Origin of the sequence: Massilia phyllostachyos, from assembly GCF_021044825.1 — a bacterium.
In the GTDB taxonomy this organism is placed as follows: Bacteria; Pseudomonadota; Gammaproteobacteria; order Burkholderiales; family Burkholderiaceae_D; genus Telluria; species Telluria phyllostachyos.
This window is the reverse complement of sequence record NZ_JAJNOC010000017.1, coordinates 14,883-27,405: the sequence shown is the minus strand read 5'-3', so window position 1 is coordinate 27,405 and position 12,523 is coordinate 14,883. Positions and strand designations below refer to the sequence as shown.

Here is a 12,523-nt window from a genome sequence, read left to right as displayed (position 1 = left end):
ATCCCGAACAGGACCGTGAAACGACTTTGCGCCGATGATAGTGCTGCAACCAGTGTGAAAGTAGGTTATCGTCAGGCTAGTTATATGAAAAACCCCGCAGAGTGATCTCTGCGGGGTTTTTTGCTTTTGCCTCTCCTCCAGCCCATCCTCGCTCACTTGCCGAACATCCTGGCCCCCTTTATCCCCACGTGCACCATTGAGACATCTCAGACCTCATTTGACGACAGGTGAAAAGATATGCAAGTTCGTTACTGAACGGAGGCTCTCGTTGGCTAGCCCATGTACGACTACATTATCGTCGGCGCCGGATCGGCGGGCTGGGTGCTCGCCAATCGCCGACCAGGCACATGTCGAGGCCTAGCATGCGCTACTTCGTCACCGGCGGCAGCGGCTTCATCGGCAAGCGCCTGATTAGGAACTTGCTGGATTGTCCGGATAGTACAGTCTGGTTCCTGATGCGCGAAGACAGCCGTCACAAGCTTCCCGAGCTGAGCGCATTCTGGGGTCCCGGCGCGGTACGCGCGATTCCGGTCACCGGGGATGTGCTACATCCCGAACTAGGGCTGACAGCGGCGGACCGCGCGGCCCTGGTCCGCCAGGTCGACCATTTTTTTCACTTGGCCGCCATCTATGACCTGCGCGCCGGACCGGGCCCACAGATGGCTGCCAATGTCGGCGGGACGCGGGAAGCCGTGCGCCTGGCCGCCGCGCTCGATGCCGGCTGCTTTCACCATATGAGCTCGGTCGCGGCGGCAGGCATGTACGATGGCGTCTTTCGCGAGGACATGCTGGACGAAGCGGAAGGGCTCTGGCATCCCTATTTTTCGACCAAGCACGAGGCCGAGCAGGTGGTGCGCCGGGAGTGCCGCCTGCCATGGCGGGTCTACCGGCCCGGCCTGGTGGTGGGCGACTCGCGCACCGGCGAAGCCGACAAGGCCGACGGCCCCTATTATTTTTTCAAGCTGATCCAGAAGATGCGGCGCATCCTGCCGCCGTGGATGCCCGCGCTCGGCATCGAGGGGGGCCGCATCAACATCGTGCCGGTCGACTACGTGGTGAACGCCATGCAATGGATCGCCCATCGCGAAGGGCTCGATCGTCAATGTTTCCACCTGACCGATCCGGCCTTGCGGCGTGTCGGCGACGTGCTGAACATCTTCGCCCACGCCGCGCATGCGCCGAGCTTCAGCCTGCGCGTGAATACTGCGCTGCTCAACTTCCTGCCTGCCTGGATCCATCAGGGCATGACGGCCCTGTCCCCGCTGCGCCGCCTGCGCGAGGCAGTCATGGCGGAGCTCGGCCTGCCCGATGGGATCATGGGCTTGCTCAACTGGCCCACCCGCTTCGACAGCCGCCAGGCCCGGGCTGCGCTCGAAGGCAGCGGCATCGTCTGTCCACCGCTCGAGTCGTATGCCGCCGCCGTCTGGGATTACTGGGAGCGCCACCTCGATCCCGAGCTGTCGGTCGAGCGCAACCTGCGTGCACAGGTGGCGGGGAAGGTGGTGCTCGTGACCGGGGGCTCCTCCGGCATTGGCCTGGCCGCCGCGCGCAGGGTGGCAGACGCCGGCGCAACGACGCTGATCTGCGGCCGCGACGGCGGCAGGCTCGCAGCCGCCGCAGCCGAGATCGGCAAGGAAGGCGCGAGCGTGCAGGCGTACCAGGTCGACCTGGCCGACCTGGCCGCCTGCGAGAAGTTTGTCCAGCAGGTACTGGCCGACCACGGACAGGTGGATATCCTGGTCAACAATGCCGGCCGCTCGATCCGCCGCACCGTGGACGCAAGCTATGACCGCTTCCACGATTTCCAGCGAATGATGCAGCTGAACTATTTCGGCGCCGTACGCCTGACCATGGGCTTGCTGCCGTCGATGGTAGCGCGCGGCGGCGGCCAGGTCATCGTTATTTCGTCGATCGGCGTGTTGACCAGTGCGCCACGCTTTTCCGCCTATATCGCATCGAAAGCCGCACTCGAAGCCTGGGCAGGCTGCGCCGCCGCCGAGTTCGCCGACCTCGGGATCGTCTTCACGACCATTAACATGCCCCTGGTGCGTACGCCCATGATCGCGCCAACCGCCGCCTACCGTCACGCGCCAGCGATCACGCCCGAGGAGGCTGCCAGCTTCGTCGTACGGGCCATCGTCGCCAAGCCGGTGCGCATCGCCACCGAGGTCGGCCAGGCAGGCCGCGCCCTGCAGGTACTGGCGCCGCGCGTGGCCCAGACCATCCTGAACGCGGCGTTACGGCTTGCGCCCGCGGAAGAGGCGGACGGCACGCCGGCCACCCAGGACGCGTCTCCAGAACTGCTAGCCATGCAGCAACTACTGCGCGGCGTCCATCTCTGATATGGCGCCGTCCGCCGTCCGCGAAGCGCTGTCTGCGGTCGATGTGGCCTGGCTGCGCATGGACCGGCCATCGAACCTCATGATGATCTGCGGGATGCTGCTGCTGGAGGGGCGCATCGAACTGCAACGCCTGAAAGAGGTGGTTCGAACACGCATGCTGTGCTTTCACCGCTTCCGCCAGCGCGTCGCCGACCCGCATGGCGATCCGCACTGGGAGCTCGATCCCGGCTTCGATCTCGACTGGCACGTACGTCAGCTGACACCGCGCATCGGTACCACGCTCGAGGACGTCGCAAGCGAGCTGGCCAGCACTGCGCTCGACCCCGGTAAGCCGATGTGGCAGTGGCATCTCATTGACGGCGCCGAGGGCTGTGCCCTCATGATGCGCATCCACCATTGCTACGGTGACGGATTTGCCTTGCTGCATGTGGTCGAGACCATGACCGACACCGATCCGGCGCATCCGCGCCACGGAGGCGCCGACCTCGACGGGCAAGCGGCGCAGCGGACGGCATGGGAACGGGTGCTGGGTCCGGCCAGCGAAGTTGTCGGCGACGCGCTGCGGGCATCCGCCGCCGCCGCCGGCGCCGGCGCGGGCCTTCTTGCCCATCCCCTGCGCGCACTCGCCCATGCCAGGCGCGGCGCCGATCTGGCCTACCAGGCTGGCGTGATCGCCGCCATGACGCCCGATTCCCGGACCCGGCTCAAGGGCGAACTTGGCGTCGCGAAGCGGGTGGCTTGGGGAGCGCCGCTGCCGTTGTCCGACGTCAAGGCAGTAGCCGCAGCGCTCGCGTGCTCGGTCAATGACGTGCTGGTGGCGTGCATTGCCGGTGCGTTGCGCGCCTGGCTGCTGGACGACGGGACGGCGCCCGCCAACAGGACGGTGCGCGCCCTGGTGCCGGTCAACCTGCGGCCACCCGGGCCGGTTACCGAACTGGGCAACCGCTTCGGGCTGGTTTTCCTCGACCTCCCTATCGGCGTCGCCGATCCTGTCGAGCGGGTGCACGCGGTCCACCGCGCCATGATGCAATTGAAGACCTCTCAGCAGTCGACGGTCGCGCTCGGCCTGCTGGCGGGCATGGGCCTGGCGCCGGAGTTCCTGAAGGAACGCCTGCTCGACGCCCTGGCTGCCAATGCCAGTATTGTCGTCACGAATGTGCACGGGCCGGAACAGCTGCATTACCTGGCGGGCCGGCGCATCGAACACGAGCTGTTCTGGGTGCCGCAGTCGGGCGGCATCGGGATCGGGGCAAGCATTCTCAGCTATGCCGGCCAGGTCAGCTTTGGCGTGATCGCCGATATCGGACGCGTGCCGGACCCGACCGACATCACCAGCCGCTTCACGAGCGAATTCGGCGCCCTGCTGCTGAGCGCCCTGATGATGCCGTGGACCACGGACAATCGGCTGGACAGCGGCGCCTGATGGCCTAATGGCGTGGTTTGTCCGCCGCCGGCGCCGGCGCCCCCGCCGCCCGCGCATGGCCCCCGTGCGGCAGCATGGCCTCGATGGTCTGGCCCAGGCTGCCGGCGATACCGATCAGCACCTCCTTGACCGTGCGTACAGCCGTGTGGCTGATCTCGCCGGCCGCTTCGATCGCGCCTTCGATGGCGCGGCGGCCGACCTGGCCGGCATCGCCACCTGTCTCCCTGGTCGCCTCGATCAGCGCGTCGATGCCGCGCCGCGCCACCATGCCGAGGTCGGCCCCGAGCGTAGCGGCGACCAGGATCAGCGAGCGGGTGACCTCGAACGAGGCCGCCACGACATCGCCGCCGACGTCGTGCACGCCCGCGACGACACCCTTGGCGACGCTCCGGGTACTGATGGCCAGGCCGCTGCCGACCTGCTCGCTGGCCACGAGCGCGCCCTTGACGACCTGCCGCACCACTTCCACGACGTCGCCCGCCGCGGCGCCGCCCGTGCCGACGCTGTCGGCGACGGTCTTGCGCACCAAGGCCGTGATCCGGCCTTCGACTGCGTCGATCGCGGCCAGGCTGTCGACGATGCCTTGCTGTACCGCCAGGGCGGCATGTTCGGCCCTGGCCTCGCCATCGCCGGCGCGGGCGTGGCCGGCGTGGGAGGGCGAGGTGGAATGGGCCGGTGGATGGGCCGCTTCGGCCTTGGTTTGCTTCGTCGCCATGTCTGCTCCTTCAAGAGGTTGGTTTTGCCTGCGTCCGGGTTGGACCATTGTCGAGCGAGGCAATTGCAAAAGTCGAAAGTGCGCACGCTGATGCAGATCAATGCAGTATCGATCGCACGGTTCATCGTTCAAAGACGAGCGGGCATGCCTCTGCCAGTCCGTCCGTATATTGCTCCGGCAGCGTTCAGGACGACACCATGGAAAAAATCTGGCTGCGCAGCTATCCGCCCGGCGTCCCCGCCGAGGTCGCGCTCGATCCTTACCCATCGCTGCCCGCGATGCTCGAGCACGTGAGCGAACGCTTCGGCGACAGGCCGGCCTTCGACAACCTGGGCGCGACGCTCAGCTGGTTCGAGCTCGACACGCTGTCGCGGCAGTTCGCCGCCTGGCTGCACGCGGCCGGCCTGCGCAAGGGCGACCGCGTCGCGATCATGCTGCCGAACCTGCTGCAGTATCCGGTCGCGCTGTTCGGCGCCTTCCGCGCCGGCTGCGCCGTCGTCAACGTCAATCCCCTGTACACCGCCCGCGAACTGCGGCACCAACTGGCGGACTCGGGCGCGAGCGCCATCGTGGTGCTGGAGAACTTCGCCCACACGCTGCAGCAGGTGCTGCCATCGGCGTCGCTACGCCACGTCGTCACCACCCGCGTCGGAGACCTGCTGCCGTTTCCCAAGGCACAAATCGTCAACCTGGTCGTCCGCCACGTGCGCCACATGGTGCCGGACTGGCGCATCGACGGGGCCGTAAAGTTTCCGGAGGCGCTCGCGCGCGGCGCCACCCTGTCCCGGCCGCCGGCGGCGATGGCGCCGGATGCCGCCGACATCGCCCTCCTGCAGTACACCGGCGGCACCACCGGCGTCCCCAAGGGAGCCATTCTCAGCCATGGCAACATCGTCGCGAACATCGCCCAGATCACCGCCTGGATCCGCGCCACGCTGGACGAGGGGCGCGAGACGGTCGTGCTCCCGCTGCCGCTGTACCACGTGTTCGCGCTGACGGCGATGCTGACTTTCGCCGCCTATGGCGCGCGGATCGTCCTGATCACGAACCCGCGCGACATCCGCGGCTTCGTACGCGAGCTCAGGCATACCAAGTTCACGGTCCTGGTCGGCGTGAACACGCTGTTCAATGCGCTGCTGGATGCTCCCGGCATGCGCATGGTCGACCTGCGCAGGGTGAAGCTGGCGGTGGCGGGCGGCATGGCCTTGCAGCGCACGGTGGCCGAGCGCTGGCATGCGCTGTCGAGCAGGCCTTTGATCGAGGGCTACGGCCTGACAGAAACCTCGCCCTTCGTATGCGCCAATCCGCTGAATGCGCCCGCCTATACGGGTACCGTCGGCCTGCCGATCCCGTCGACCGAGGTCGCGCTGCTCGACGACGCTGGCGTCGAGGTGCCGCAAGGGGAAGCGGGCGAAGTCTGCGTGCGCGGCCCCCAGGTCATGCGCGGCTACTGGAACATGCCCGGCGAGACCGCGCACGTGTTCACGCAGGATGGCTGGCTGCGCACCGGCGACGTCGGCATCCTGGACGCGGGCGGCTTCGTCAGGGTGGTGGACCGCAAGAAGGACGTCATCATCGTTTCCGCCTTCAAAGTGTTCCCGAACGAAGTCGAGGACGTGGCGGCCATGCATCCCGGCGTGCTGGAGGTCGCGGCGATTCCTGCGCGCGACGCCCAGGGCACGGAAACGGTCAAGCTGGTCGTCGTGCGGCGCGATCCCGGCCTGAGCGCTGAAGATCTGATCGACCACTGCAGGCGCCACCTGGCGCCCTACAAGGTGCCCAGGCTGGTCGCGTTTCGAACCGACGCCCTGCCGAAATCGAATATCGGCAAGATCCTGCGGCGCGTCGTGGTGGAAGAAGACAGTGGCGCCGCCCGCGGACGGTCCGCGCCCGCGCCGGCCGGATGACATGAGCACCGGCCGTCACCCAACAGGAGGCAAGATGGAACCGAAACTCAAAGAGGCGCTCGAGCCTGAAGAACATGCCCTGCTCGATGCGGTATGCGCATCCGCGCACCGGATCTGGCAGGCCGGCCTGGGCGCATTCGCCAGGGCGCAGCGCGAAGGGGGCGAGCTGTTCGACAAGCTGTTGCAGGATGGCGGCGAACTGCAGAAGCTGACCCAACGCCTGGGCAGCGAACAGCGGTCTTCCGTCACCGATACCGTGACGCGGCTGGCCGAAAACGCCAGCCGCCAGGCCGGCGGCTCCCTCGACAAGCTGGAAAAGCTGTTCGAGGAACGGGTGGCGCGTTCGATGCGCAGCATGGGGCTGCCTTCGCCCGAGGAAACCCGGGGGCTTGGCCGCGAGGTGACCGAGCTGCGGCAGGCGCTGCAGGCTGCCGGGAAGCATACCCAGGACGAAATCGACAGCCTGAAGCGTGACATCGCGGCGCTGCGGACGGCGGCCGGCGCGGCGCCGGCGAAAAAGGCGCAGCGGCCGGCCGCCAAGGTCGCCGTTCGGGCGCCGGCGAAGGCGGCCGCCAAGCGCCCCGCGGCGAAGCGTGCGGCGCGTCCCGACGCGCGTTGAAAAACCGGTGCAGATCGGCCCGCGCGGAGTGCTCGCATGGCTTGGGCAAGCTTCCCCTATCCGGATGAGGCCTACCGGTACACGGTTTCCGGCCTGCACAAGGCCTGGCGCCGCCTGCACGCCGGGGACGCGGAGTCATGGCCGGACAATCCGGCGGTGACCGCGGCCTGGATCGCCTTCCACGCCGGCCGCTTCGAAGACGCGCAGGCGCATGGCCTGGAGGCCGGACTGGCCGGATATGCGGTCGCCAACAAGGCCGCCTGCATTCATGCGGTCTACCTCGAACGGTCGGAGGCGAAGAAAAGCGCGCGCCTGCTGGAGGTCGTCGAACGCTGCGAGCAACAGCGGGCCCGGCAGCCGTCGGATCCGGCCGGATTCTACTGGTATGCCTACGCGCTCGGCCGCCATGCCCAGGCCGCCTCCATTGTGAAGGCACTGGCGCAAGGGATTGGCGGCAAAGTCAGGACCAGTCTCGAGACCGCGCTGGCGCTGGCGCCGCGCCATGCCGACGCCCACACGGCGCTCGGGGTCTACCACGCCGAAGTCATCGACAAGGTGGGAACCCTGCTTGGCGGACTGAGCCATGGCGCCAGCCGGGACGAGGCGATCCGGCATTTCGACCAGGCGATTGCCATCCATCCGGGCTCGGTGATCGCGCGGGTGGAGTACGCGAGCGCGCTGGTCATGCTGGACGGACGCAAGGGGGCGCGGGCCGCGATCGCGCTGTATGAGGAAGCGGCGGCGATGCGGCCGCACGACGCCATGGAACGGCTGGATGTCGAACGCGCCAGACAAGCCCTCGAAGAGTGAAGCCAGGCCGCGCCACCTGCACGGCGCCGACCTGCACGGTATCGGCCGTCTCGGACTGCATGCGGTGGACGAGGTGCTCGCGCTGGTCGAATCGCTGCATGCGCGGCTGATGGGAAGCGCCACCGGTCCCGTATCCGGCCTTGCCTACCGCCGGGCGCGCGCCGCATCGGCCTGGGTGGGGCGCCTGGTGGACGACTGCCTGGCGCCCCGGCCCGGGGCCGCGCATCCTCAGCCGTCGTCGGCCGAACGCGAGGCGGTGCTGGCCGCACTGAACGGCGTGATCGGGGATTTCCTGGCGTCGTCCGGCAACACACTTGCGATTCCCATGCGGCTGCGCCGCCATGGCCGGCCGCTCCGGATCGAGCGCGCCGCACTGGCGGGGACCATACCGCATCCGGGCGGCAAGCTGCTGATCCTGGCGCACGGGCTCTGCCGCTGCGACCTGCAATGGCGCCGCAACCACCACGACCATGGCGAAGCGTTGGCGCGCGACCTGGGCTATGTACCGCTCTACCTGCATTACAACAGCGGACAGCACGTCTCGGCCAACGGGCGTGAACTGTCCCGACTGCTCGATTCCCTGGTGCGCGAATGGCCGGTGCCGGTAGAGGAAGTGGCGATCCTCGCGCACAGCATGGGCGGCCTGGTGGCGCGCAGCGCATGCCATTATGGCCGGCAGTCGCACCATGCCTGGCTGCCGCTGCTGCGCCACATGGTATTCCTGGGCACGCCCCACCATGGCGCTCCGCTCGAGCGCACCGGCAACTGGCTCACGGTCACGCTCGGCCGCAACCGCTTTACCGCACCATTCGCCAGGCTTGGGCAGTTGCGCAGCGCGGGCATCACCGACCTGCGCTACGGCAACCTGCTCGACGAGGATTGGGAAGGCTGCGACCGTTTCGAACACGCGGGCGACCGGCGCCGGCGGGTGCCGCTGCCCCGCGGCGTGCGCTGCTATGTGATCGCCGGCAGCACCGGCCGGCGGCTCGGCGACATGCGCGACCGCCTGCTGGGCGACGGCGTGATCCCGCTCGACACCGCGCTCGGGCGCCATCCGGACCCGGCCCTGACCTTGGGTTTCCCGGAGTCGCGCACCTGGATCGGGTTCGGCATCCACCACCTGGACCTGCTCTCGCGCGTCGAAGTCTATCGCCGGATCCGTGCCTGGCTCGGCGGCGAGCCGGACCGCGGGTAAGCGCCGTCATTCATGACGCGGCATGCGCAGCAGCCGTTCGGCGCGGGCGCCGAAGGGAGGGTATAGCCAGGGCAGCAGACCGATCCGTCCCCGCAGAAACACTGGTTTGGCGTGGCTGAACGTATGAAATCCTTCTTCGCCATGGTAGGCGCCCATGCCGGATTCGCCGATTCCGCCGAAGGGCAGGCTGTCCACGCCCGCGTGCAGGAAAGTGTCGTTCACGGTGACGCCGCCGGACACGGTGTGCGCCAGCACCCGGTCGATAGTGGCCTGCCGGCGTGCGAACAGGTACAGGGCGAGCGGGCGTGGACGGGCGTTGATCCAGGCGATCGCTTCGTCGAGGTCGCCGACTTCCAGCACCGGCAGGACCGGGCCGAAGATCTCTTCGTGCAGAGCGGCGGCCTCGGGCGCGAGGCCGGACAGCGCTATCGGTGGAAACAGCCTGCGCACCGCGTCGTGCGGCGCCTTCGACAGCGGCCAGGCGCACGCGCCACGCGCCACCGCATCGTCGACCAGTCGCTGCAGGCGCGAGAAATGGTGCGCCGAGATGATGCTGGTGTAGTCGCCACCGCGCGCCAGCGCCGGATAGAACCGTTCGACTGCGCGCCGGGCGCCACCGATGAAGGCGTCCAGCCGTCCGCGTGGAACGAGAGCGTAGTCCGGCGCGACACAGGTCTGGCCGGCATTGAAGGTCTTGCCGATGACGATGCGCCGGGCGGCAGCCTCGAGGTCCGCGTCGGCGTCCACGATGGCCGGCGACTTGCCGCCCAGTTCCAGCGTGACGGGTGTCAGGTTGTCGCTGGCCGCGCGCATGACCTGGCGGCCCACGGCAGGAGAGCCGGTGAAGAGCAGGTGGTCGAAGGGAAGCCGGCAGAAATGGCGGGAAAAGTCCGCATCGCCGTTGAAGAGCCGGAGTTCGTGCGTGTCGAAGGCCTGTTCCAGAAGCCGGGACAGCAGTGCGCCAAAGCGCGGGCTGAGATCGGAAACCTTGATCAGTACCGTGTTGCCCGCCGTGAGCGCGCACTGCGCGGGCCCGAGCGACAGCAGGAGCGGATAGTTCCATGGGACGATGACGCCCACCACGCCCAAGGGCTGGGGTAACAGGCGTGCCGCGCCGGGCCAGAACTTGGGACCCGGGCGTCGCCGCTGCATCCGCATCCAGTCCTGCCCATGCCGCAGTGAGTGCGCGATGCCATCCAGCAAGGGATTGATTTCCAGCAGCTCTGTTTCATGCCGCGACCGGTGGCCGAAGTCCCCGCTGATCGCCTGCGCGAGCGCGCCGCGCTGTTCCAGGATCAACCGGCGCAGACGCCGCAGGCGGTCCGACCTCAGCGCCCATGGCGCCGGCGCCGCCGAGCGCGAGCGCGCCCGCTGTTCGTCGAAGATGCGGGCCAGGGCCGCGGCCTGGCTGCCGCTTTCGCCGACGTCGCTTTGAGAGGGAAAGGTGTCGTAACCCATTGCATCATTCTCGAAGGCCGGCATGAATGTCGTTTGAGATTAGTCAAACCGTGAATGGTGAGACCATTTGCGCCGGCGAAGGTGTTCGGCTGCGGCGCTCGGGCCGGTCGCGATTTTCGGTGAGTATTGGTGGAAAGCCGTTCGCTATAATCGGCCTTTGTAGAATGCATGCCTGCAATGTTTCGTATTTTCAAAGCAGAGACTTCCGGTTTCCCATGCCAGCGCTTCGGCGATTGCCGGCTACGGCCCCTCGATCCACGCTCCACCGTTTGTTTTTTTAAATACAAGAACGCAACATGGCTCGAAAACTTGTTGGTGCAGCTGCTGCGCTCATCGCCACCTTCGCCTGCGCCGCTGATGGCATCCAGCATGCATCCCCCACCGGCATCAAGGGCGCCCTCGAAGCGGAATATATCGGCCTGCTCCCCGGCGACAGCTTCCGCATGCGTAGCGGAAAATGCAGCGACTGCAAGGTCCCCAAGCAAAGCCTCTGGTATTTCGAGAAAGAACCCATCGCAGTTCCTGGAGCAAGGTCGATCGCATCGGGCTTTTATCCCGGCGTCGACCGCATGAGCGACGTTGCCAGATGGGCCGCGGGCTCCCACGCAGAGCGGCTGGACCATCCTTCCGTCGTCTGGATCGGCGCCCCAAGCATTCTCGCAGGCGCCGTCATGCTGCCCGGCGCGCAGCGCGTACGCACCCTCGGCGGGACCGAACTCGACGTCCGGCTCGTTCCCAGGATTCCCACGAATCTTTCGTACGCCAATGGCGACACCGCCACCTGGCTCGGCGGTCGTGAAGTGCGCATCCGCGGCTCGCTCGACATCACGGATGGCAAGGAGGCCTTCGTCGCGCGCACCATCTGGCCGGTCGACTTCGCCTTCCAGCCGGCCTCCATGCAAAGCAAGCCGCTGCAAAATCCGGCCGACCTGGAAGCCTTCGTGCGCGAGCCCATCAAGAATGCGCGCGGCATCGAGACGCGCCTGGTGTGGGAACGCCATCCCGGCCAGCTCCGCGACTGGAAGCAGAAGCCGGTGCTCGGCTTCATCCTGAACGGCGCCCAAGGCGACGACGACGAATCGCTCGGCGGCCACTTTGCCGTGGCCACCGGGCGCATCGGCGACAATGGCGAATGGTCGAACTGGGCCGTCAACAACTTCTACAACCTGGATTCCTTCAGCGAGAAGGGCATCGTCGCCGCCACGCTCCCGATGGATAACTACCTGATGGACCTGAACAGCGGCCAGCAATACTATCGCCCATCCTATATGCTGGTCGCGGTGCTGAACAACGCCCGCACCGCGGCCGCATTCCAGGGCGGCGTGCAGCGCGTCTTCAATCACTTCTACCGCCACGACTTCCAGTACCGTCACGCCAGCGCCAACTGCGCCGGCATCAGCGTCGACGTCTTCGATGCGCTCGGCTGGACCATCCCCAAACGCGGACCGACGGCGCCCCTGAAATCACTGGCGGCCTACGGCTATCTCGCCGCCAAGGACGGCAGCCTGCAAAGCGGCCGCAAGATCTACGATTACCTGAACGAAGAGCAGACCCGCCTCCTGCCGGCGGTCGCATTCGACGCCATGGGGCAGGACCTGCTGCAGATCGTCGGCGCCGGCGGTAAGCCCCAGCGCGCGCTGTCGGCCTACGAACAGCAGCTGCGCAGCGATGTCGAGGCCATCTTCCTGGTCCGCATCCCGCAAGTGCCATCGAGCCGGGTGTTCGGTTCGGCGCCGGTGTACTCGTTCGACGAATTCCAGGCGCGCGTGCCCGCGGACCAGAAGGACTGGAAGATCGTGCCGGTCGAGCCGCGTCCCTTCCCGGCTGCCTTGCGCGACCCGTCGAGCATCGCCGAGGAAGATCCGTCGCCCGTCCCGCTGCCGATCGCCGGCATCGTCGTCGGCGTCTTCGGATTGTTGGGCGCGCTGCTCGCGTGGCGGCGCAAGAAGAAAGCGGCGGCGCGCAAACAGGCAGCGCGGCAGAGCGCGGAACTGGTGCACTGAAGCGTCCGATCCGCTCCGCGTAATCGGGTGCGTGCCCCGTAAATATCCTCC

Annotated in this window: 9 protein-coding genes; 7 read left to right on the top strand and 2 right to left on the bottom strand. The window is 67.4% G+C overall.

Features of this window, described 5'->3' with window-relative positions:
* The first annotated feature begins 362 nt into the window (after positions 1-362).
* Together LQ564_RS25380 and LQ564_RS25375 are read left to right on the top strand one after the other, a co-directional pair.
* Positions 363-2,342, top strand: a complete 1,980-nt coding sequence (locus tag LQ564_RS25380) for an SDR family oxidoreductase (protein WP_231060910.1) — start codon at positions 363-365, stop codon at positions 2,340-2,342.
* 1 nt (position 2,343) lies between these two features.
* Positions 2,344-3,765, top strand: coding sequence for a wax ester/triacylglycerol synthase family O-acyltransferase (locus LQ564_RS25375; RefSeq protein WP_231060909.1), 1,422 nt, complete (start codon positions 2,344-2,346; stop codon positions 3,763-3,765).
* Between the two features lie 4 nt (positions 3,766-3,769).
* Here the strand turns inward: LQ564_RS25375 and LQ564_RS25370 are convergent, their stop codons facing one another.
* Positions 3,770-4,480, bottom strand: coding sequence for a hypothetical protein (locus tag LQ564_RS25370; RefSeq protein ID WP_231060908.1), 711 nt, complete (start codon positions 4,478-4,480; stop codon positions 3,770-3,772).
* A 197-nt stretch (positions 4,481-4,677) separates the two neighbouring features.
* Between LQ564_RS25370 and LQ564_RS25365 the strand changes: the two genes are divergently transcribed.
* The 4 genes from LQ564_RS25365 to LQ564_RS25350 are packed head-to-tail and all read left to right on the top strand — an operon-like array spanning position 4,678 to position 9,011.
* Positions 4,678-6,387: an AMP-binding protein gene (locus LQ564_RS25365; protein WP_231060907.1), complete on the top strand. Its 1,710-nt coding sequence runs from the start codon at positions 4,678-4,680 to the stop codon at positions 6,385-6,387.
* 34 nt (positions 6,388-6,421) lie between these two features.
* Positions 6,422-7,006, top strand: coding sequence for a phasin family protein (locus LQ564_RS25360; RefSeq protein WP_231060906.1), 585 nt, complete (start codon positions 6,422-6,424; stop codon positions 7,004-7,006).
* A gap of 36 nt (positions 7,007-7,042) precedes the next feature.
* Entirely contained in the window at positions 7,043-7,816 is a 774-nt protein-coding gene (locus tag LQ564_RS25355) for a tetratricopeptide repeat protein (RefSeq protein WP_231060905.1), read from the top strand.
* Positions 7,782-9,011, top strand: a complete 1,230-nt coding sequence (locus LQ564_RS25350; protein ID WP_231060904.1) for an esterase/lipase family protein — start codon at positions 7,782-7,784, stop codon at positions 9,009-9,011. Before LQ564_RS25355 ends, LQ564_RS25350 begins: the two co-directional genes overlap by 35 nt.
* Before the next feature lie 6 nt (positions 9,012-9,017).
* On the opposite strand, the gene LQ564_RS25345 is transcribed toward LQ564_RS25350, so the two are convergent.
* Positions 9,018-10,469, bottom strand: coding sequence for an aldehyde dehydrogenase family protein (locus tag LQ564_RS25345; RefSeq protein ID WP_371873550.1), 1,452 nt, complete (start codon positions 10,467-10,469; stop codon positions 9,018-9,020).
* A 296-nt stretch (positions 10,470-10,765) separates the two neighbouring features.
* Between LQ564_RS25345 and LQ564_RS25340 the strand changes: the two genes are divergently transcribed.
* On the top strand, positions 10,766-12,472 hold the full coding sequence (locus LQ564_RS25340; RefSeq protein WP_231060902.1) for a hypothetical protein: 1,707 nt from the start codon (positions 10,766-10,768) through the stop codon (positions 12,470-12,472).
* Positions 12,473-12,523 lie beyond the last annotated feature (51 nt).